This is a genomic window from Thalassospiraceae bacterium LMO-SO8 (genome assembly GCA_031655335.1).
Classification (GTDB): domain Bacteria; phylum Pseudomonadota; class Alphaproteobacteria; order Rhodospirillales; family Casp-alpha2; genus UBA1479.
Map to the genome: position 1 here is coordinate 1,824,522 of CP134226.1, position 20,145 is coordinate 1,844,666.

At 65.0% G+C, this 20,145-nt stretch carries 20 protein-coding genes; 6 read left to right on the top strand and 14 right to left on the bottom strand.

What is annotated here, in order from left to right; translation table 11 throughout:
• Position 1: 1 nt before the first annotated feature.
• The 8 genes from RJ527_08810 to RJ527_08845 form a co-directional block, all read right to left on the bottom strand.
• On the bottom strand, positions 2-448 hold the full coding sequence (locus tag RJ527_08810) for a cell wall hydrolase (protein WND77831.1): 447 nt from the start codon (positions 446-448) through the stop codon (positions 2-4).
• A 1-nt stretch (position 449) separates the two neighbouring features.
• Complete coding sequence (locus RJ527_08815) at positions 450-677, bottom strand: hypothetical protein (GenBank protein WND77832.1); 228 nt, start codon at positions 675-677, stop codon at positions 450-452.
• 129 nt (positions 678-806) lie between these two features.
• Positions 807-1,643 (bottom strand): DUF2927 domain-containing protein, encoded by an 837-nt coding sequence (locus RJ527_08820; GenBank protein WND77833.1) that lies wholly within the window; start codon positions 1,641-1,643, stop codon positions 807-809.
• Between the two features lie 47 nt (positions 1,644-1,690).
• Positions 1,691-2,398 carry a hypothetical protein gene (locus RJ527_08825; GenBank protein WND77834.1) on the bottom strand — a complete coding sequence of 236 codons (708 nt, stop codon included), beginning with the start codon at positions 2,396-2,398 and terminating at the stop codon, positions 1,691-1,693.
• Positions 2,399-2,601: 203 nt separating this feature from the next.
• Positions 2,602-3,276 (bottom strand): DUF2927 domain-containing protein, encoded by a 675-nt coding sequence (locus RJ527_08830; GenBank protein WND77835.1) that lies wholly within the window; start codon positions 3,274-3,276, stop codon positions 2,602-2,604.
• A 207-nt stretch (positions 3,277-3,483) separates the two neighbouring features.
• Entirely contained in the window at positions 3,484-4,200 is a 717-nt protein-coding gene (locus RJ527_08835; GenBank protein ID WND77836.1) for a hypothetical protein, read from the bottom strand.
• Positions 4,201-4,318: 118 nt separating this feature from the next.
• Positions 4,319-5,356, bottom strand: a complete 1,038-nt coding sequence (locus RJ527_08840) for a hypothetical protein (protein ID WND77837.1) — start codon at positions 5,354-5,356, stop codon at positions 4,319-4,321.
• 225 nt (positions 5,357-5,581) lie between these two features.
• Entirely contained in the window at positions 5,582-6,463 is an 882-nt protein-coding gene (locus tag RJ527_08845) for an SDR family oxidoreductase (GenBank protein WND77838.1), read from the bottom strand.
• 32 nt (positions 6,464-6,495) lie between these two features.
• Between RJ527_08845 and RJ527_08850 the strand changes: the two genes are divergently transcribed.
• Positions 6,496-7,395 carry a tetratricopeptide repeat protein gene (locus RJ527_08850; protein WND77839.1) on the top strand — a complete coding sequence of 300 codons (900 nt, stop codon included), beginning with the start codon at positions 6,496-6,498 and terminating at the stop codon, positions 7,393-7,395.
• On the opposite strand, the gene RJ527_08855 is transcribed toward RJ527_08850, so the two are convergent.
• Positions 7,392-8,060 (bottom strand): glutathione S-transferase family protein, encoded by a 669-nt coding sequence (locus tag RJ527_08855; protein ID WND77840.1) that lies wholly within the window; start codon positions 8,058-8,060, stop codon positions 7,392-7,394. The genes RJ527_08850 and RJ527_08855 overlap by 4 nt on opposite strands.
• Before the next feature lie 225 nt (positions 8,061-8,285).
• On the opposite strand from RJ527_08855, the gene msrP reads away from it, so the two are divergent.
• Both msrP and RJ527_08865 read left to right on the top strand, forming a co-directional pair.
• Positions 8,286-9,281 carry a protein-methionine-sulfoxide reductase catalytic subunit MsrP gene (gene msrP / locus RJ527_08860; protein WND77841.1) on the top strand — a complete coding sequence of 332 codons (996 nt, stop codon included), beginning with the start codon at positions 8,286-8,288 and terminating at the stop codon, positions 9,279-9,281.
• Positions 9,282-9,338: 57 nt separating this feature from the next.
• Positions 9,339-9,974, top strand: coding sequence for a protein-methionine-sulfoxide reductase heme-binding subunit MsrQ (locus RJ527_08865; protein ID WND77842.1), 636 nt, complete (start codon positions 9,339-9,341; stop codon positions 9,972-9,974).
• Between the two features lie 27 nt (positions 9,975-10,001).
• Here the strand turns inward: RJ527_08865 and RJ527_08870 are convergent, their stop codons facing one another.
• Positions 10,002-10,949, bottom strand: coding sequence for an MBL fold metallo-hydrolase (locus RJ527_08870; protein WND77843.1), 948 nt, complete (start codon positions 10,947-10,949; stop codon positions 10,002-10,004).
• A 237-nt stretch (positions 10,950-11,186) separates the two neighbouring features.
• The gene (locus RJ527_08875; GenBank protein WND77844.1) at positions 11,187-11,711 is read right to left on the bottom strand and encodes a hypothetical protein; all 525 of its coding nucleotides are present in this window, start codon (positions 11,709-11,711) and stop codon (positions 11,187-11,189) included.
• 174 nt (positions 11,712-11,885) lie between these two features.
• Here RJ527_08875 and RJ527_08880 point away from each other — a divergent pair, with 174 nt between their 5' ends.
• Positions 11,886-12,509 (top strand): hypothetical protein, encoded by a 624-nt coding sequence (locus RJ527_08880; GenBank protein WND77845.1) that lies wholly within the window; start codon positions 11,886-11,888, stop codon positions 12,507-12,509.
• Positions 12,510-12,617: 108 nt separating this feature from the next.
• A complete protein-coding gene (locus RJ527_08885) occupies positions 12,618-13,223 on the top strand; it encodes a hypothetical protein (GenBank protein WND77846.1) in 606 nt (201 codons plus the stop codon).
• On the opposite strand, the gene RJ527_08890 is transcribed toward RJ527_08885, so the two are convergent.
• Positions 13,196-14,512, bottom strand: a complete 1,317-nt coding sequence (locus tag RJ527_08890) for a hypothetical protein (GenBank protein ID WND77847.1) — start codon at positions 14,510-14,512, stop codon at positions 13,196-13,198. The genes RJ527_08885 and RJ527_08890 overlap by 28 nt on opposite strands.
• A gap of 177 nt (positions 14,513-14,689) precedes the next feature.
• Positions 14,690-17,467, bottom strand: a complete 2,778-nt coding sequence (gene polA / locus RJ527_08895) for a DNA polymerase I (protein WND77848.1) — start codon at positions 17,465-17,467, stop codon at positions 14,690-14,692.
• 235 nt (positions 17,468-17,702) lie between these two features.
• On the opposite strand from polA, the gene RJ527_08900 reads away from it, so the two are divergent.
• On the top strand, positions 17,703-19,784 hold the full coding sequence (locus tag RJ527_08900) for a PAS domain S-box protein (GenBank protein WND77849.1): 2,082 nt from the start codon (positions 17,703-17,705) through the stop codon (positions 19,782-19,784).
• 37 nt (positions 19,785-19,821) lie between these two features.
• Here RJ527_08900 and RJ527_08905 read toward each other — a convergent pair whose 3' ends face one another.
• Positions 19,822-20,004 (bottom strand): zinc-finger domain-containing protein, encoded by a 183-nt coding sequence (locus RJ527_08905; GenBank protein ID WND77850.1) that lies wholly within the window; start codon positions 20,002-20,004, stop codon positions 19,822-19,824.
• Between the last annotated feature and the right edge of the window lie 141 nt (positions 20,005-20,145).

Consider the following 20,145-nt stretch of genomic DNA (forward strand, 5'->3'; position numbering starts at 1 on the left):
GTCACTCGATGTCGGAATAGAACAGATGGCTGCCGATCTCGGCGGACGGCGCCTTGCCTCGGGCCCAGGGCGGATTGGCGGCCTTGGCGTGGTAATGGGTGGCGCCGTCGGTGGGGTCGGCCAGGGTGCCCGCAAGGGCGCGCCGCGCGATGCGTTGGCAGGTCTGGAAGACCCGATTGTCCGCGTCCACGGCGTCGATCTTGGCGCGGTTGGGATCGCCCGCGTTCCAACAGGAAAACTGCCACGGCCGGCGGCACACGTCCTCGACCGTGCCGCCCCACCAGTAGGTTCCGCCGGCGGCCCGCGCCCGGCGCACCCGGTTCATGACCACGGCGGCGACGGCTTCCTTGCCGCGCACGGACTCGCCCCGCGCTTCGCCGTAGAGGGTGCGCGCCAGAATGTCGGCGGCGCGCTGGGCCGCCTGCGCGTGATCTGGGGAACGGCTCATGTCAGGCTCCTTCGTCATCAATGGAGGGAAGTTTGTCGGCGGTCCTGCGGCGTATCCGCAGGCGGCTTTCGAGGAACGCCAGACCCGTCTCGAACTCGTGGCGGGCGTCGTCGAGGGCTTGTGCCTGGGTCCGTGCCCGGCGTTCGAGCCACCACACCAGACCGGCCAGTACGGCGCCGTCGGCGGCGGCCAGGCAGAGCGCCCAGCCGCCTTCCGTCAACTCGGGCATCGGTCAGGCCAGCGCCTGCGCGATCATCGCCGCGCACAGCAAAGCGCCCGCCGCCGCCAGAATGGCGGCCGGGTCGTTCCTCATCGATTGGGTCTCCTGTTGGGGGCGCCGGTTCGGGCGCGAAATGGATCAGTCCTGGTAGAGTGCCTGCTCGCCCCGCGCCTTCACGCCGGCGGCCAGTCCGCGGATGATGCCGGGGATCAGGTCCTGCGTTTGCTCGATCGTCATGCCGGTCTTGATCGCCGGATCGTAGAGGGCGCGCAGGAGGATTCTGTCATTCAGTGGAAGTGTGACCGGCCGCGCGCGGGTGTCCGAGAAAATCGTCGGAAAATACGTCGCCCGGTCGGCGGGCAGGCCCAAGGCTTGGACTAATTCCTCGACGACGCACGATTCCGATTGGCGTTCGCCCTCTGGCAGGCTGAAGACGATATGACCCCAGGCGATGAAGCCATCGTCACCGATTTCATGAATCGCGTAACAGGTCGCCAGTCTTATCCGGTCGTAGTCGATGCCGAATGTGCGCGCCATCTCGCCTGCTGATGTGCCGGGGGGCGCATAGAACACCGATATGCCGACGTTCTGGTCGAAACGCTTGGTCTCATGGAACCGAATGCCGGTGTACTTCGACAGGATTGCAAACTGACGTTCCGTCAGCTGCCGGTACCAGGCTGGAAGAGTCCGATGGTAATACACGGAAACGTCCGCTCCCCACTTGTTGAGCGGAAGCTTATGGGACCGGTCGACAAGATCCGACGTATGGGCGACCAGATAGAAGCTTTCGATGAGGGCGTCTTTCGACGCCAGGACGTTGCTTTCACGATCCGTCCGAATGACCTGATAGGCGTAGTTTCCCGAAAACCACAGGATCGGCGCGAGGATGGCGAGGATGGCGAGAAGCGATGCCCGGCGCGCGAAGCGCTGAAAACGACGGGCGGCCTGAGGGGTACCTTTGCTTTTTGGTGTCATGGAGCACGTCCGAAGTCGAGCCGATACGGTGGCGGGAGTATAGCGTTTCAGATCCAGCCGTCGTCATTCTGACGTTTCTTCACCGTCGATTCAAAGAACGTTGGCGCTTGCAGCCGTGTTCCGATGCTCAACAGGTTGTCGATGATTCGGGTCATGCGAGCCAACGTGTCGTCGCGAAGATTGACCGCCCGCGGATCGTCGGGCTTGCCGTCCGGCCCGACCGGAATGGAAAATTCGACCCGGCGCTTGGCAAGAAGGTCCATCAGCTCGCGCATCTTGTCCTGGAAGGCGGCGGGCTGGTCGTCTTTCGATCTGGGCGGGCCGGGCGGCAAAATGGTCGTGTAGGGCGGCGGCAGATCGATGCGGGCCTTGGGTTCATCGGGCGCCTTCATGCGGCCCGACGACACGGCCCGCTGGCCGAGAACCTCCGTCGGACCCCAAGGCTTGACGATGCCGTCGCGGCGCAGGCCGCCGCCGGCCAGTTCGTTCAGCCGGTCCTGGCCCTTCTCGACGGCGCGGAAGAAGTCTTCGTCGGCGGTGTCCGTCGGCGCGGGCAGGATGCCGTTCCCGGCAAGGAAGCCGGAAACGCGATGAACGTCTTCGGGCTTGTTGGCTTGGCCGCGGCCGACGCCGTCGCTGAGAAAGGACCGTCCGAACCCGCCGAAGCCGTCGGAACCGCCCCGGCCGGGCAGGCCGGCCTGCGTGTCGTCGTCACCGCTCGGCGGTGCCGGTGGCAAGGCCGGGCCGCTTTCCATGCTCCCCATCGGGATCTCCTTAAGGTGTGGGATTGAAACGTCCGGGGGCGCAGGCGCACCTCGCCCGTTCGTTGACTTGGTTATGGCAGATCATGCAGACTGTGTCAAGAATATAATCCTATATACTGTCAAAATTTTGACCCGGCTGAGCGGTGGCGGCCGATTGCAGCAGCGACCGGCGGCCCGGCTCGGGCGCGGTGGGGTCAGTCCTGATAGAGGGCCTGTTCGCCCCGGGCCTTCACGCCGGTCACCAAGCGGCGGATGATGCCGGGGACAAGCCGCCGGGTTTCCTCAAGCGACATCCCGGCCTTAATGGTGGGATCGTAGAGCGTGCGCAGCAGGATCATGTCGTTCAGGGACAATGCCGCGGGGCGCGCCTGATCGTTGGTGAAGACCGTGGGAAAGTAGGTCGCCCGGTCGGCCTCGAGGCCGAGGACCTGAACCGTTTCTTCGACGATGCAGGCCAGGGTTCTCCGCTCTTCCGGCGGACGGCGGAACACGACGATTCCCCAGGCGATTTTGCGGTCCGCACCGGGTTCGTACGTGGCGAAGCAGGTCGCCAGTCGCAAGCGGTCCGCGTCGACCCCGAAATCCCGCGCCATCTGCGCCACGGACCTGCCGTCCTCCGCATAGAAGAATGAAAGGCCGTGGTCCGCATCCTGGGTATCCGTTCGTTGAAATTGGATGCCGGAAATTCGGGACAGAATCTTGATCTGATGTTCGCTCATCCGCCGGTGCCAGGCGGGCATGGATGGATGAAAATAGACAGGGACCATGTCGCCCCATTTCCGGGCCGGGTATTTGAACGCCGGGTCGCCGTGGTCCGACGTATGGGCAACCAAATAGAAGCTTTCGATGAGGGCGCCTTCCGCCGCCAAGACGCCGCTTTCCGATTCGGTTCTGATGACTTGGTATGAATAGTATCCACCAAATCCCAAAACCGGGAGGATGATGGCCAGAACGGCGACGAGGGCCGCGCGCCGTGCAAATCGTTGGAAGCGGCGGCCGGCCCACGGTATGCGGCTGTCCCAATGTTTCATAAATCCGGTCCCGGGCGGTGGGAGTATGACCCTGATTATATCCCGTCAGGCGCCGCCGTCGTTATCCCGAGATGGTTTGACGGTCGATTCGAAGAAGGTCGGCGCTTTGAGCAACGTTCCGACGCTCAGGAGGTTGTCGAAAATGCGCGTCAAGCGTTCCAGCGTGTCGTCACGAAGGTTGACCGCGTTCCGGTCGTCCGGTTTGCCGTTCGGGCCGACGGGAATGATGTATTCCACCTTCCGCTTCGCAAGGAGGTCCAGGAGATCCTGCATCTGGTCCCGGAAGCTGGCGGGGTGGTCATCCTTCGGCCGGGGCGGCGCGGCCGGGCCGGGCGGCGGAATGTCGGTATAGGGCGGCGGCAGATCGATGCGGGCCTTGGGTTCATCGGGCGCCTTCATCCGTCCCGACGACACGGCCCGCTGGCCGAGAACCTCCGTCGGCCCCCAGGGCTTGACGATGCCGTCGCGGCGCCGGCCGCCGCCGGCCAGTTCGTTCAGCCGGTCCTGGCCCTTCTCGACGGCGCGGAAGAAGTCTTCGTCGGCGGTGTCCGTCGGCGCGGGCAGGATGCCGTTCCCGGCAAGGAAGCCGGAAACGCGATGAACGTCCTCGGGCTTGTTGGCTTGGCCGCGGCCGACGCCGTCGCTGAGAAAGGACCGTCCGAACCCGCCGAAGCCGTCGGAACCGCCGCGGCCGGGCAGGCCGGCGGGCGTGTCGTCGTCACCGGCCGGCGGTGCCGGCGGCAAGACCGGGCCGCTTTCCATGCTCCCCATCTGGGTCTCCTTAAGGTGTGGGATTGAAACGTCCGGGGGCGCAGACGCACCTCGCCCGTTCGTTGGATTGGTTATGGCAGATCATGCAGACTGTGTCAAGAATATAATCCTACACACTGTCAAAATTTTGACCCGGCTGAGCGGTGGCGGCCGATTGCAGCAGCGACCGGCGGCCCGGTTTGGGCGGCTCGAACAGGAAGAAACCCAGGTTGCGGCCCATGGTTTCCGTCAGCCGCCGGGGGCCGGCGGCCCTGAGCACGCGCATCAGCGCCGCCTCGGTCTTGGGCCCGATGATGCCGTCCTCGCGCAGCGCCGTGAAGCCGCGCGGCCCCAGCAAAACCTTGCCCAGGTCGTTGACCGACATCTGGAGACTCTCGCCTTCCTCGGTCGGGGTTTGGGGATCGCCCGCCGCGGGGTCGCGGAACAATTCGGCGAAGGATGCGGAGGTGGCCGCGCGAAGACCGTCCGGCGACGCGCCGCCGGCCAGGCCGCGCAGGGCGGCTTCGAAGCGGCCGAGGGCGAGGGCCTCCTCGATCTTGGCTGACCCCAGCCGCGCCGCCGCCGTGCGCAGGGCGGCCCGGGTCTTGGGCCCGGGGTCGCCGTCGTCCTTGAGGTCCTGGAACATCGGCCCCGGGGCCGGCGCCCGGTCCGCGCCGGCGCCTTGGGCCGCCGTCGCCGCCTGATTGAGGATGGTCAGGCCCCGCTGCAGGAAGCGGACGGCATCCCGAGACCCCTGGGTTTCCGCGACGTCGGCAACCCGCTCCGCCAGGCGCCCGACGGCGCGGGTGAGGTCCATGCCGTCGATGGTGCGGGCGGGGACAGGAGTCCCGTTAATGGTTCGGCGCGCCGTCGGGGCCAGGAGGCGGCCGGTCTCATCGGCATCCGCCGGGTCTGTGCCGTAGGCGTCGTCGTAGAACGCGCGCTCGAACTGGTCGAGGGTTTCTTTCTCTGTCCCGGCGGGCAGAGCGAGCCGGCGTTCTGCAATCTGGCGGATCTCTGCCTCGGTCAGGTCGCGGGGCGATTTGGCCAGAATGTCCTCCAGTCCGCCGTCGGATCTGGTCAGCTGATCGATGAGCGCCTGGCGGTTGAAGGCGGTGTGCGCGCCGCCGCCGCGTTGGGCGCGCGGCGCGATCTGTTTCGTTGTCATGGGGTGTCTCCAGAAGGAGGCGCGCCTGCGGCGACAGCGCCGGTCAGGCGGGGCCGGGCGGCCGTATCGAATGATGGAAAGATCGTCGGAGCGGGCCGGCGCCGAAGCGCGGACACAGGTCGCCCTGTCGATGGAAGGGACCTTAGCCGAGCGGCCTGCTCAAGTCAAGGAAAATAATCCGTATATAGGAATCTTAAAATTTCAACTTGCCGCCACGGCCGCGCCTCAATTCTCCACCGACAGGATCGCGGCCAGCCCTTCGCGGTAAGTGGGATAGGACAGCACCGTCCCCAGGTCGTCCTTGATGCGCGCGTTGCTGACCACCCGGTTGTCGCGCCAGAAGCTTCGCGCCATGGGCGACATGGTCTCGGCCGCGGCGTCGAACGGCAGAAGGTCGGGAGCGGGCAAGCCCAGCAGCATGGCGCCGTGTGCGACCACATCGGCCTGGGGCGCAGGTTCGTCGTCACAGACGTTGTAGACGGATCCCGGATTCGGTCGCGCCATGGAGATGCGGAGCACGGCCCCGATATCGGCGACATGGATACGGGAGAACCGATGTCCCGGCTTGTCGATGCGCCGCGCCGTACCCTGGCGCAGCTGGTCGAGCACGCTGCGCCCAGGCCCGTAGATCCCGGCCAGGCGGAAGAGGTGGACCGGCAGGCCCGATGCGCGGCCGAACGCCCGCCAGGCGGCTTCGGCGGCGGCGCGGAATTCACCCCGGGGCGAGGTCGGGGCCAGGGGGCTGTCCTCGGTGACAACGGCGCCGCCGGTGTCGCCGTAAACCCCGGTGGTCGAGAGATATCCGGCCCAGTGGATGTGCCCGGCGGCCTGGTCAAGGGCCTGTCCGGCATGCATCAGCACGGGATCGCCTTCGGCGCTGGGCGGGATGGACATCAACAGGTGATCCGCACGGGCCAGGGCGCTCTCTCCGTCGGCGTCCAGGGGGGCCGTGCCGTCGAACACATGGGCGTCGATCCCGATTGTCCGCAGCTTCGCCTGCTTGCCTGGGGTGCGGCAGGTTCCGGCCACGGTCCAGCCTTCGGCCATCAGGTCACGGGCCAAGGTCAGGGCACTGAAGCCCAATCCAAAACAGAACAGGTTGGTCATGCGCGTACGGCCCTGGTCGACAAGGAGGCGGAATGCCCCCTATAAGCGGGTTCGGTTATAACCAGAGCAAGACCGTCATGCCAGGGGGCCTGCCCATTCTTCGTCGCCATGCCCGCCGCGGCCTGTTCGTGGGCCTGATGCTGATCCTGACCGCCGCCGGTTCTTTTTCGCCGGCGGCGGCCAAGGATCTGCTCGGCCAGAAGCCGGCGACCTCGCCCGGCGCAAGATCGGATGCGGCCCAGGCGGCGGAATATCAGCGCTGCATGATCCTGGCGCGCAAGCGGCCCCAGGAAGGGTTTGAAACGGCCATCGGCTGGCGTTCGTTGGGCGGCGGCGATGCCGCCGATCATTGCGCGGCCGTGGCCCTGATCGAACTTGAACAGTACGGCGAAGCGGCCAAACGCCTGGAACGCCTGGCCCAGATCTCCATCGAAGAGCCACAGGTCAAGGCCGGGCTGTTCGATCAGGCGGGTCAGGCTTGGTTGCTGGAAGGGCGGCCCGAGGACGCGACGCGGGCCTTCACCTCGGCCATCGCACTTCGGCCCGGCGATCCGGACCTGCTGGTCGATCGGGCCCAGGCCTGGGCGGCGCGGGGCGATTATGACGCGGCGGATACGGATCTGAGTGCGGCGCTCAACCTGTCACCGTCGCGCGCCGACGCCTATGCGCTCAGGGCCAGTGCCCGAAGATTCCTGGACCGGGCGGTCGATGCGCTGGCCGATGCCAACACGGCGTTGGAACTCGACCCCGCGAATCCGGAGGCTTTGTTGGAGCGCGGCATCTTGCGGCGGCTGAAGGGCGATGATCGAGGGGCCCGGGCGGATTGGATGAAAATCCTGAACGCCATGCCCGACAGCGCCGCGGCCGGACCGGCGCGCCAGAATATCGAAAACATGGACGTGAAACCCGACGGCGCGCCGCCGAGGCGTTAGAAATCCAGATCCGCGTAATGGCGGGGTGGGGGAAAGCCGGGCATGCGGTCGGACAGCACGGACCGCATGCTGGGCCGCGACTTGACCCGCGCGTACCAGTCGCGGGCTTCCGGATGGTCCTCCCAGGGCACGTCGCCCAAGTAATCGACGCAGGACAGGTGCGCCGCCGCCGCCACGTCGGCCATGGAAAAATCGTCACCGGCCAGCCAGCGCCGCCGCTCGACCAGGAACGACAGATAGGTCAGGTGCATATGGATGTTGGCGTGCCCGGCGCGGATGCGGGCCCCCTTGGGCTCGCCCTGGCCGAGGAACCGCTTCAGCAGCTTTTCGCCGACCAGATTGTCCGTGACTTCGCGATTGAACTTCTCGTCGAACCAGTTGGTCAGGCGGCGGACCTCGGCCCGGATCACCGGCGTGCGTCCGATCAGGGGCGGGTCGTCGTGGACCTCATCCAGGAATTCGCAGATCACGTCCGCCCCGGAAATCGCCGTGCCGTCGATTTCGACGAGCACCGGCACGTTGCCCGCGGGGTTGAGCGCCAGGAACTCCTCGCGGCGCTCCCAGATATTCTCGATCCGAAGTTCGTGCTCAAGCCGCTTTTCGCCCAGGAAGATTCGGGCTTTGCGGCAAAAGGGCGACATCCACAGGTGATAAAGCGTGCGCATGGTGGTTTCTCCTACACCGCTTTCCGGCGGATGGGAACGCCCCAGTTGGCCGGGCGCTCGCGAAACCCTCGCGAAGATGTGACGGCCCTGCCCCGCCTTCGCCTTATTGGGTCGGCACCTTCCCGGCCTATACTCTTCGCGGAACCAGAAAGACCGCACGACCCCTGCCCGGCGCCCATCTCGCGCGCGGGATATCGACGCAGACGCCCCGGAAGGAAACCCGCCATGATTATTCGCCAGCGCCCCCGCCATCCCATCCCGTCCAGCGAGATCACGCCGCAAGACGTGTTCGAAGACCGCCGCAGGGTGCTCAAGACGCTTGGCTTCGGCGGCCTTGCGGCGACCATGCCCATGTGGTTGCCGGCCCAGGCCGACGCCGCCTGGCGCCCGGCCGAAGGCAAGGCCCTCGCCGGCACGCCCCATCCGAAATACAACGCCCAGGTCCTGGGCCAGGAACCGACGTCGTTCGAGGCCGTCAGCACCTACAACAATTTCTACGAATTCGGCACGGGCAAGGGCGACCCGGCGGACAACGCCGGCAGCCTCAAGACCACGCCCTGGACCATCAAGGTCGAGGGTGCGGTGGAAAAACCGGGCACCTACGACATCGACGACCTGATCAAGGCCGAGGACATCGAGGACCGGGTCTATCGTTTCCGTTGCGTCGAAGCCTGGTCCATGGTCGTGCCCTGGCTGGGCGTGCCGCTGGCCAAGGTGATCCAGCGCCTGAACCCCACGTCGAAGGCCAAGTACGTCTATTTCGAAACCCTGTTCGATCCGGATCAGATGCCGGGCCAGCGCCGGCCGTACTTGGAATGGCCTTACAAGGAAGGCCTGCGCATGGACGAGGCCATGAACCCGCTTACCCTGCTTGCGGTCGGCGTGCACGGCCAGGTCATGCCCAACCAGAACGGCGCCCCCATCCGCCTGATCGTGCCGTGGAAATACGGCTTCAAATCCATCAAGTCGATCGTGCTCATGCGCTTTGTCGAGAAGGAACCGCCGACGTCATGGTCGATCGCCAACGGCCGCGAATACGGTTTCTATTCCAACGTGAACCCCAACGTCAGCCATCCGCGCTGGAGCCAGGCCACGGAAAAGAAGATCGGCGTGAACAACGTATTCGGCCTGCCGATCCGCCAGCCGACCCTGATGTTCAACGGTTATGAGGACGAGGTCGCAAGCCTCTACGCGGGGATGGACCTCAAGAAATTCTTCTAAGTCTGGGTGAGGCCCGCGTCGGTGCCCGATCGGCGCCGGTTGCGCTAGGATGATGTCATGAACAAGGAAACCCGCCTTACCTGGGTCATCAAGCCTTTGGTCCACGTGGCCGCGCTGGCGCCGGTCGGGTGGCTGGTGTGGCTCGGCCTGACTGGCCAGTTCGGGCCGAACCCGGCGGAATTCATCAACCGCTATACGGGCGATTGGGCCATCCGCCTTCTGCTGATCGCCCTTGCCGTGACGCCGGTCCGGGGGATCACGGGCTTGGCCCTGGTCATGCGGTTTCGCCGCATGCTGGGGCTCTACGCGTTTTTCTATGCCTTGCTGCATGTCTCAAGCTACGTGGCGCTCGACCAGTATTTCGCCTGGGCCGCCATCTGGCAGGACATCCTGAAGCGCAATTACATCACCGTCGGCATGCTGGGATTGGTGATCCTGACGGCCCTCGCCGTCACGTCGCCCAAGGCCATGGTCAAGAAACTGGGTGGGCGCAACTGGCAGCGCCTGCACAAGCTGGTTTACCTCGCCGCCATCGCCGCCCCGGTCCACTTCTTCATGATGCGCAAGGGCTTTCAGATCGAACCCCTGGTCTACGGCGGCATCGCCGGCCTGTTGCTGGCCTATCGCGCCGCCGCCTGGATGAAGACGCGGCTGCGCGCGCGCACGGCCCGGGCGGACGTTCAGGCGGCCTGACCGCCGACGCCCGCTACATGCCGGCCATCACTTGTTCAGACTTTGGTGGATCAACTCGATCCACATGGCCTGGGAAATGAACGGCCATTCCCATTTCTTCCATTGTTCGGGAAAGCCCTGGGCCTGAATGGTCTTCAGGTCCTTGCCTTCCATGGCCGCGCTTTGCACGAACAGCGTGGTCGACGTCAGCATGTCCAGATAGGCCTCGAGATCGGCCATGGTCGCCAGCGGTCCGTGGCCGGGGATGATCTTGGCGTCGGCGGGAAACCGCCCGGTGATGTCGCGGATGTTGCGGGCCAGGGCGAGCGCGTTGCCACCGTGGGCCACATCGACGAAGGGGAACATGCCGTTGAAGAACAGATCGCCCAGATGCAGGACGTTGGACGTCTTGAAATAGACCACCGTGTCGCCGTCCGTATGGCCGCCCGGCAGGTGGAGAAGCTGGATTTCCTCGCCGTTGAAATGAACCGTCATACGATCGTTGTAGGTGACGTCGGGCAGGGCTTCGGGCGGCGAGGCGGGGATCGTCTTGCCCAGGGCCTTGAACTCCTGATCCACGGCCATGTGCTTGCGCACGTTGTCGTGGGCAATGATCACCGCCTCGGCGAAACGCTTGTTGCCGCCCGTATGATCGAAATGCCAATGGGTGTTGAGCACGAACCGGGGCATTCCGCCGCCGAACGGCTTGAGCGCCGCCACCAGCTTCTCCGAAAAGGCCTCCAGCTTGTCGTCGACGATCAGCAGACCGTCCGGCCCGGGCAACACCGCGACATTGCCGCCGGAAAATCCGCCGACGCCCATCAGCATGATGATCTTGCCCGCGACGGGCTTGGCGCCGATGGTGATTTCCGGGGCCTTTGCCTGCGCCACATCGGTATTGTGGCTGTGCCCCGCCCCGGCCGCGGCGGGCCCGGCGGCGAACGCCAACCCGGCGGCCAGCAGACAGACGCGCGCAAGGATATCGTGCCTCAGCATCCCCATTCTCTCCATGCTGAATTAGAATTTCCTGAATGGTGCCGGGGTGCGTGCGAATAGGCAACCCCACGTGCGGTGGGGTTGTAAAAAGACCTCGCCGGGTGGTGCCGGCGAGGTCCAAATACTGGGAAAATTTTTCCGGGTTGGGCAGAATTTTCCCAACCAGGCGGCAATTGTTTCCGGCCAACGGGTCGCGGCGGCTGGGATCGTGGCGGCGCCTCGTGGCGGTTTCCGGACTTATTCGTCGTCCTTTGATTTGTCGGCGACGGCCGCCGGATTATCGGCCGGGGCATCGCGGGCTTCCATCGCGGCCAGCAGAACCGATCCGGCGCTGCCCGTCCCGGAGGTGTCGGCGATGTCGCGGGCCAGATCCGGCGCGTCACCGAGGAGGCCGGGCTTGTCATTCTCCAATTCGGCGCTGGCCTGCATGCGGCGCTGGATTTCCTGGGCGATCAGGTCCTCGATGGCGGCCCGCTGTTCGGCCGGCATTTTCTTCAGATCTTCTTCCGTGAGGCCCATGCGGTTGAGAATCTTCTCGCGCAGTTCTTCTCTCTTCCGTTCCTCGACCTCTTTCGCGTAGGCGGTGAAGCCCTTCTCGCGGACGATATCCAGGTCGCTCTTGGGCAGGCCGGTTTCGTCGCCGCTCTGGGACGCGACCGATGCGGCCATCATCTCGGCGAAGGACCCGGACCCGGCGTCGTCTGCCGCCGGTTTGTCGGTTCTCTGCGGCAGCAAGATGCTGGCGACGTTATCGATTTTCATGATTGTCCTCCTATGCTTTCGCGCGGGCGCGCGGGTCGTCCCCTCGAAAGCCGAAGCAAGGGCCGTGCCAAAATTTCTGGAAGATGGGGGCGGCGCGGGCGCTCCGTATGCCGTGTCCCGGTTGACGCGCGCGTGCTGCCTTGAAGCGGCCGCAAAAGCGGCTACACTTCAAGGATGCGTTTCCTGTTTCTGATACCACTCGTCGCCCTTGCCGTCGCCGTCCTGCCGCCTCGCGCCATGGCGGCGGAGGATTTCACCATCCTGCCGCTCAAGGCGCAGCCGCCCGACGGCTGCGTCGGCGACCCGGTGACGCCGCTCTGCGCCATCCAGACGTACTGGGCCTGCCATGCCTGGGCCAGGCGGGATTTGTGCCGCACGATCGGCTACACGACCAAATATGTGTACGGCGGCTTCGCCGGCCTTGGCGCGCTGGCCATCTATAAGCTCCGCATCGTCGATCAGCGCCCTCTGGAACCGGGCGATATCCCCGATTGGACGGGCAACGTCGGTCTGTGGGTGATGGAAGGCATCCAATATGAACCTTGGCGGCCGGGCGACCTCGCCGTGCGGCTGGAGTTCTGGCACTGCACCCCGGACGACAAATGCGTGACCCCGACGCGGGACGATCCCACGAAACAGTACGGTGAAGGCTGTCCACCCGACCATAGCTGCACGCGGTCGGACATCGATAACACCTACGTGCTGCGGCGGGTGGGGGCGAAATGGCAGGTTCTATACGAGCACTTCGACCCTGACGATCACGGCGCCTTCTGGGACGCCTTCTGGAACCGGAAGTGATCGAAGCGGGCGTGCTCGTTCCGCCCGGTCGCCGGAGTGCGCTATGGGTGGCGGGGCCCATGGCGCCGTCTGTCTTGAACCGGCCAGAATTCCGAATACACTTCAAGAATGTATTACTTGGTTTCAGCGGCGCTGTTCTTTTTCACGGCCCTTGGCGGCCCGGCCCGCGCCGCCGACGACTTCGAGGTTCTGCCCTACGCCACGGGGAAGGCCGACGGCTGTGTCGGCAATCCATTGACGCCGCTGTGCGCGATCAAGACACTGGAGGCTTGTCAGCGGTGGAGCGAGGCTGGCCTGTGCCGGGCCGTCGGGCATACGACCGTCTATCTGGACGGTAAGGTGAACCGGGGCCTTGCCGGACTGGCAATCGCCAAGTTCCGGATCGTCGAGCAGCGGGTTTTGACGCAAGCCATGATCCCTGCTTGGACCGGTCATGTGGGCGCCTGGGTCCGTCTGGACGACAAACCGCCACCATGGCAGCCTGGCGATCTGGCGCTGCGCGTCGAGTGGTGGGATTGTGTGCCCGATGAAAAGTGTGTCACCGCCACGCGGGACGACCCGACGAAACAGTACGGGGAGGGCTGCCCTCCAGACCGCTGCGGACGGCAGGACCTAGACTTCTCCTACGTACTCCGCCGAGAAGGCGGGCGATGGCGGGTCCTGTACGAACATTTCGACCCTGACGATCACGGCGCCTTCTGGAATCGGAAGTGATCGAAGCGGGCGTGCTCGTTCCGCCCGGTCGCTTCATGGCGCACGGCTTGCTTGCGTTCGTCCGCGAGGCTGTTGAGGAACCGGGCCCGCATCGCGGGATCGCCCGCCGCCCGCCGGAGTGCGCTATAGGTGGCAGGACCCATGGCGCCGTCCACGGCGACCGGAGCCGTCCCGGCCGCGTTTAAGGCCCGTTGCACGATCTCTGTGCCGCCCTTGCTGCCATGGCGGAACAGGGTGTCGCCGAAGGCGGCGGCGGTTTCCGGGTCGCCCACACCGCGCAGCGCGGCGCTACCGCCCACCGTCCCGAGGGCGTCGTCGAAATAGGCGCGGTAGACCTGGGCTCGTTCGTTTTTGTCCAGTGACTTGGGCTCCGTGCCTTTCGGAATTCCCGTGACCTTGCCCCGGTCGATCAGGTCGTTCAGCGTCGTGCGTGTGATGCCGGCGGTGGCGCCGTTGGAGGGATTGACGTTCCCACCGCCTTCGGCGGCGAAGATTTCCATGTAGGCGCGATGTTCCGATCCCGAAAGCCCGGGCAGGCGGGTGAAGGCGTCGTGCTGCTTGGGCCATTCATCCTTCTGCCCTTTGATAACTTGTTTTCTGTATAGGGGAACAGGCGGCGGTGTAATGGCGGGACCCGCGGCGGGCGCACCAAGAGGCGTAGGTCCGATCCCGGAACTACGCGACATGGCCGGTTGGCGGATGTCCTTCGTGCCGCTTGCAGCGATCTGCGGGGCGGCGGATGGACGGTCTTCGGGCGCCGCCGCGAGCAGGGACGGCACCGGCTTCGGCGGGGATGGTGTGCCGACAGAGGTCGCGGAAATGGACAGAGGAGCGGGCTCGGCGGCAGGCATTTTCATTCTACCCGACGAGATGGCCCGTTGGCTGAGAATTTCCGTGGGGCCCCAGGGACGGGCGATGCCGTCGACCGACAGGCCGCCGCCGGCCAGGCCGTTGAGGTGTTTCTGGCCCTGCTCGATCCCGCGCAGGAAGTCCTCGTCGGCGTTCCGCGTGGCTGCCGGCAGGAGACCGTTCGCGGCAAGGAACGAAGAGGCCTGGAATACGTCTTCCGGCGTGTTGCTTTGGCCGCGGCCGACGGCATCGGTTAGGAACGAGCGGCCGAAGCCGCCGAACCCGTCGGTGCCGCCGACCCCCGCCAGACCATTCTGCAAACCCGTCTTCATCTCGTCCGGGCCGGTGGGGGAGGCGTCGAGCCCGGCGTCGCCGGAACCGGCGGCGTCATATGTCTTCGGCGCCGGCGGCAGGGCCGCCGCGCGTTCGAATTCGCTCATCATGTTCTCCTGAAACGCAAAAGCGCGCGGGGCCGGTGGCCGCGCGCGACTCGAACAAAAAAACGCCCGCTGAAAAGCGGGCGCACAGGTGTCGTTCATTGCCCTGGGATGTACCCCGGTTTGGCGGTCGTGTAAAGGAAAATAATCACATACTGGAGAATTTTACCCTGTGACGGCTCAGTGCGCCTCGTCCCAATTGGCGCCGGTGCCGATATCGACGTCGAGCGGCACGCTGAGATGCGCCGCGCCGGACATGACCTTGCGGACCACGTCGCGGGTCGCCTCGATCTCGGCGTCGGGGACCTCGAAGATCAATTCGTCATGGACCTGCAACAGCATGCGGGCATTCAGCCCCGCCTCGGCCAGGGCGTCGGGCAGGCGGATCATGGCGCGCTTGATGATGTCGGCGGCACCGCCCTGGATCGGCGCGTTGATGGCGGCGCGCTCGGCGAACCCCCGCATGTTCGGGTTGCGGTCGTTGATGCCCCTAACATGGCATTTGCGCCCGAAGGTGGTTTCCACGAAGCCCTGTTTCTTGGCCTGCTCCTTGGTTCGCTCCATATAGGCCTTGATGCCGGGATACTGTTCGAAATAGGCGTCGATATACTCACCCGCCTCGCCCCGCGATATGCCCAGCTGACGCGCCAGGCCGAAGGCGGAAATGCCGTAGATGATGCCGAAGTTGATGGCCTTGGCGCGGCGCCGGACCATGGGGTCCATGCCCTCGACCGGAATGCCGAACACCTGGCTTGCCGTCAGGGCGTGGATGTCGATGCCCGCGTGGAACGCCTGCTTCAGGCTGTCGATGTCGGCGACATGGGCCAGCAGGCGCAGTTCGATCTGCGAATAGTCGGCGGACATCAGGGTGAAGCCCTTGTCGGCGACGAAGGCGGTGCGGATTTTCCGGCCTTCCTCGGACCGGATCGGGATGTTCTGCAAATTGGGGTCGTTCGATGACAATCGGCCGGTCGCCGCCACGGCCTGGGCATAGTTGGTGTGGACGCGCCCGGTCTTGGGATTGATCTCGCCGACCAGGGTGTCCGTATAGGTGCTTTTCAGTTTCGCCAACTGGCGCCAGTCCAAAACCTTCTGTGGCAGCTCATGGCCCTGGGCCGCCAGGTCGTCGAGCACCTCGGCCCCTGTGGCATAGGCCCCGGTCTTGGTCTTCTTGCCGCCGTCCAGGCCCATTTCGTCGAACAGGATTTCGCCCAATTGCTTGGGCGATCCGATGTTGAACTCGTGGCCGGCAAGCTTGTGGATTTCGCTTTCCAGGCCATCCATGCGCGCGGTGAAATCGGCGCTCAAGCCTTTGAGCACCCCGGCATCGACCTTGATGCCGCGCCGTTCCATGTCACGCAGCACGGGGATCAGCGGTCGTTCCAGGGTCTCGTAAACCGTGACCATGTGCTCGGCCACCAGGCGCGGCTTGAACAGGTTGTGCAGGCGAAGGGTGATGTCCGCGTCCTCGGCGGCGTAATCCAATGCCTTGTCGAGCGGCACCCGGTCGAACGATACCTGGGCCTTGCCCGTGCCGGCGACGTCCTTGAACTTGATGGTGTCGTAATCCAGGAAATCGCGGGCCAGGTCGTCCATGCCGTGGCCGTGCAGGCCGCCGTCGAGCACATAGGACAGCAGCATGGTGTCGTCCACGGGAAACACTTCGACGCCGTAACGGCCAAGAACCTGGATGTCGTACTTGATGTTCTGGCCGACCTTCAGGATCGACGGATCTTCCAGCATGGGCTTGAGCGCCGAGAGGGCAGCTTTCAGGGGAATCTGCTCCGGCGCGCTGTCACCGCCGCCGCCGTCCCCGTCGCCCAGGTCCAACTGCCCCTGGGGCACGGACGATACATGGGCCAGTGGGATATAGCAGGCGCGGCCCGCCTCGGTCGCCAGCGACACGCCGACAAGGCCCGCACCCATGGCATCGAGGGCATCCGTCTCCGTGTCCACGGCGATGATGCCCGTGGCATAGGCGGCGTCGATCCAGGGCTGCAATTGGTCGAGCGTCTGTACCAGTTCGTACCGCGGGGCGAGGGCCGCCGGCGACTGCGCCGCCGCCGCGCCGTTGCCACCGTTGGCGGGCGTGCCGAGGCGGCTTTCCACCGTCGTCGCCAGGGACTTGAAGCCGAGGTCACGCAGGAAGGTCAGCAGGGTTTCCGCATTCGGCGCCTTCTTGCGCATGTCGTCGATGGTGTGCGTCACGGGCACATCGTCCTTGAGCGTCACCAGGTCGCGGGAAATACGCGCCATGTCGGCCTGTTCCAGCAGGGATTCGCGGCGCTTCGGTTGTTTGATCTCGGCCGCGCGGGCCAGCAAGGTGTCGAGGTCGCCGTATTCCCCGATCAACTGCGCCGCCGTCTTAACGCCGATGCCGGCGACGCCCGGCACGTTGTCGGACGAATCGCCGGCCAGGGCCTGCACATCGATGACCTTGTCCGGCGCGACGCCGAATTTTTCCATAACCTGGTCAGGGCCGATCTCACGGTTCTTCATGGCGTCGAACAGAACCACGCTGTCGTCGACCAACTGCATCAGGTCCTTGTCGGAGGACACGATGGTGACCTCCGCCCCCCGTTCCCGCGCCTGGCGGGCGTAGGTCGCGATGATGTCGTCGGCCTCGAAACCTTCCATGTCGATGGCCGGCACGTTGAGCGCCTCGGTCGCCTTGCGCACCAACTCGAACTGCGGGATCAGGTCGTCGGGTGCCGGCGGGCGGTGGGCCTTGTATTCGGGATAGATATCGTTGCGGAAGGTCTTGCGCGCGCGGTCGAAGATGACGGCGACGAAATCGGCCTCCGTGTCCTCGACCAGCTTCATCAGCATCTTGGTAAATCCGAACACCGCGTTGGTCGGCGTGCCGTCTGGCGCCGTCATCGGCGGCAGTGCGTGATAGGCACGGAAGATGAAGCCCGAGCCGTCGACCAGAAAGACATGTTCGCGTTGATCGGTCATGGGGGTCCGTTTTGATGGATCGGAATGCTGGCTGGGCGGGCCATGGCGGCGCGCCCCTTGTTATAGCCCGGTGGGGGGGTGGGCATGAAGGGGTTATCTATGACTTTTGGCCGCTCGCAATCGATTTAACACCGATGTTAGACTTGCGCCGTCGCGGGAAGGAGAGCATCCCGCCGGCCAATAATTAAGACCGCGACACGCGGATTGGGTGAGTATCCGGGGGGTTCCGTCGCCAATGTTCGACATCGGTCCCTTGCTGCTCGCGGCGCTGTCGGGCGCCGTGGCGGCTGCTGTCCTGATGGTCTGGTTTGCGCGGCGCGGCCGCGCCGCCGGAGACGCCGGTGATGCGCCGACGGCGGAAGACATCGATCACCTGAAGGCCGATCTGCGGTTCCAGGCCGCCGAACTGCGCCGCACCCAGACCTTGTTGCAGGCGATCACCGTGAATTCGCCGGCCAAGATCCACATCAAGGATGTGGAGGGCCGCTACGTCCTGATCAACAATCGCGCCGCACGCCTGTTCGGGAATCCCGAGGATCCCATCGGCAAGACCACCCACGATCTGTTTCCCAAGGCCGTCGCCGACGCCTTCGTCGCCCATGACCGGGCCGTCATCGAAAGCGGTCAGGCGGTCGAGGAAGAAGAAATTTTCGAGACCGCGGACGGACCCGTCACCTATCTGACGGTCAAATTTCCGATCTATGACCTGGACGGCATCGCCGGCGTCGGCGCCATCGGCACCGATATCACGCGTCGCAAGCAGGCTGAAGAGGCGCTGCTGGACCGGGAGGAACAGTTTCGCGACTTTTCCCAGGCGGCATCCGATTGGTTGTTCGAACTCGACGAACATCACCGTTACAAGCAGGTTTACGCCCGTGGCGACACCGTGCCTGGGTACGATCCGGAACGGATGATCGGAAAGACGCGTTGGGAAATCGCCGGCGGCGATCCGGAAAGGGATGACATCTGGCGCCGTCACAAGGCAACCTTGGACGCGCACGAACCGTTCCAGAACTTCGAATACGAATACGTCGATTCGACAGGGCAGTCCCATTTCTGGAGTGTCAGCGGTGTACCTGTTTTCAGTGGCAAGGGCGCGTTCAGGGGATACAGGGGAACCGCGCAGATCATCACCGAGCGCAAGCTGGCGCAACGGAAGCTGGCGGAGAGCGAGAACCGCCTGCGCCAGGCGGTGGAAAGCTTGAGCGAAGGCTTCACCCTTTACGATGCCGACGACCGTCTTGTGATCGCCAACGAACGGGCGATCAGTATCAATCCGGCCATGCGCGAGGTCATGGCCGAGGGCGGAACCTACGAGGATGTGTTGCGCGCCAATGTGAGGCGCGGGCATATTCCGGATGCGGTGGGCCGCGAGGAGGAGTTCATCAAATGGCGGGTCGCGCGCCACAAGAACCCCGAGGACGGAGAGATCGTGCGCCGGTTCGCCGATGGCCGTTATTACGTGCTGAACGAAACCAAAACGCCCGAAGGCGGCATCGCGCTCACGTTCTTCGACATCACGGATCTGAAGCTTGCCGAACAACAGCTGCGCGAGGCCAAGGAGCAGGCCGAGTTGGCCAACCGCGCGAAGACCGAGTTCCTTGCCAACATGAGCCACGAGCTGCGCACGCCACTGAATTCCGTTATCGGATTTTCCGACGCGCTTTTGGCCGGGGTTCACGGCGAGTTCGCCAATCCGTCGGCGCGGGAATACATCAGCGACATCAAACGCTCGGGCGAGCACCTGTTGCAATTGATCAGCGACATCCTGGACGTGTCGAAGGTCGAGGCGGGGATCGTCCAGGTGTCGCCGGAAGACATCGACATCGGCCACGAAATCGATGTTTGCATGTCGATGGTCGCGGAACGCGCCGCCCGCGGCGGGGTCACCCTAGATGCTGCGGTGCCGAACGATTTGCCGTCTGCCTCGGCCGATCCCAGGCACTTCAAGCAGATCCTTTTGAACCTTTTGTCCAACGCCGTGAAATTCACGCGGGCCGAAGGCCGGGTATCGGTTTCGGCGGCCTACGAAGACGGCCGGGGACTGGTGGTCTCCGTGACCGATACGGGCATCGGCATCGCGGCGGAAGACCTGGATCAGGTGTTCGAGCCCTTTGTTCAACTTGGCGCGGGCTCCCACCGGGCGAGCGAGGGCACGGGGCTCGGGCTCAGCCTGGCGCGGGCGTTGGCGCGCCTGAACGGCGGCGATCTCATTATTGAAAGCGAACGCGGGCAAGGCACGACCGCGCGGTTCTGGTGCCCGATCGTCTATCCAGCGGCCAAGCCACGGCGACGCCGGATGATGGCGTCCGAATGAGGGTGTTCGGAGCGATTCCGCATCAAGATGACAGGCTCTAGTGGCCGTGGCTGGCGATCGGTGCGTCAGGGTTGAGAAGATAGCGTTTCGAGCAATAGGGGCAGACGATCTCCGCCTCTTCGTCGAACTTCAGGAACACCTTGGGGTGGCCCAGCGCCCCGCCGCCTCCGTCGCAGGCGACGATCAGCGTGTCCACGTAGATGGGTTCTTCCGGGTCCATGTCGTATCCCTTGATCCGCTGTTCCTGTCCGCCCGGGTCAGGCCATGACCGTTGACCCTGAGCTTGAGCGGATGATACCGATTGCGGCCCGACAATCAATATGTAGCGGCATCATTCCGGCGTCGCCGGCCGACTTGGCCC

What these genes read in the sequence shown, in the direction of transcription:
- RJ527_08810 (WND77831.1), bottom strand. Translation starts at nt 448, where the DNA reads ATGAGCCGTTCCCCAGATCACGCGCAGGCGGCCCAGCGCGCCGCCGAC.
- RJ527_08815 (WND77832.1), bottom strand. Translation starts at nt 677, where the DNA reads ATGCCCGAGTTGACGGAAGGCGGCTGGGCGCTCTGCCTGGCCGCCGCC.
- RJ527_08820 (WND77833.1), bottom strand. Translation starts at nt 1,643, where the DNA reads ATGACACCAAAAAGCAAAGGTACCCCTCAGGCCGCCCGTCGTTTTCAG.
- RJ527_08825 (WND77834.1), bottom strand. Translation starts at nt 2,398, where the DNA reads ATGGAAAGCGGCCCGGCCTTGCCACCGGCACCGCCGAGCGGTGACGAC.
- RJ527_08835 (WND77836.1), bottom strand. Translation starts at nt 4,200, where the DNA reads ATGGAAAGCGGCCCGGTCTTGCCGCCGGCACCGCCGGCCGGTGACGAC.
- RJ527_08840 (WND77837.1), bottom strand. Translation starts at nt 5,356, where the DNA reads ATGACAACGAAACAGATCGCGCCGCGCGCCCAACGCGGCGGCGGCGCG.
- RJ527_08845 (WND77838.1), bottom strand. Translation starts at nt 6,463, where the DNA reads ATGACCAACCTGTTCTGTTTTGGATTGGGCTTCAGTGCCCTGACCTTG.
- RJ527_08850 (WND77839.1), top strand. Translation starts at nt 6,496, where the DNA reads ATGCCCCCTATAAGCGGGTTCGGTTATAACCAGAGCAAGACCGTCATG.
- RJ527_08855 (WND77840.1), bottom strand. Translation starts at nt 8,060, where the DNA reads ATGCGCACGCTTTATCACCTGTGGATGTCGCCCTTTTGCCGCAAAGCC.
- msrP (WND77841.1), top strand. Translation starts at nt 8,286, where the DNA reads ATGATTATTCGCCAGCGCCCCCGCCATCCCATCCCGTCCAGCGAGATC.
- RJ527_08865 (WND77842.1), top strand. Translation starts at nt 9,339, where the DNA reads ATGAACAAGGAAACCCGCCTTACCTGGGTCATCAAGCCTTTGGTCCAC.
- RJ527_08870 (WND77843.1), bottom strand. Translation starts at nt 10,949, where the DNA reads ATGCTGAGGCACGATATCCTTGCGCGCGTCTGTCTGCTGGCCGCCGGG.
- RJ527_08875 (WND77844.1), bottom strand. Translation starts at nt 11,711, where the DNA reads ATGAAAATCGATAACGTCGCCAGCATCTTGCTGCCGCAGAGAACCGAC.
- RJ527_08880 (WND77845.1), top strand. Translation starts at nt 11,886, where the DNA reads ATGCGTTTCCTGTTTCTGATACCACTCGTCGCCCTTGCCGTCGCCGTC.
- RJ527_08885 (WND77846.1), top strand. Translation starts at nt 12,618, where the DNA reads ATGTATTACTTGGTTTCAGCGGCGCTGTTCTTTTTCACGGCCCTTGGC.
- RJ527_08890 (WND77847.1), bottom strand. Translation starts at nt 14,512, where the DNA reads ATGAGCGAATTCGAACGCGCGGCGGCCCTGCCGCCGGCGCCGAAGACA.
- polA (WND77848.1), bottom strand. Translation starts at nt 17,467, where the DNA reads ATGACCGATCAACGCGAACATGTCTTTCTGGTCGACGGCTCGGGCTTC.
- RJ527_08900 (WND77849.1), top strand. Translation starts at nt 17,703, where the DNA reads ATGTTCGACATCGGTCCCTTGCTGCTCGCGGCGCTGTCGGGCGCCGTG.
- RJ527_08905 (WND77850.1), bottom strand. Translation starts at nt 20,004, where the DNA reads ATGGACCCGGAAGAACCCATCTACGTGGACACGCTGATCGTCGCCTGC.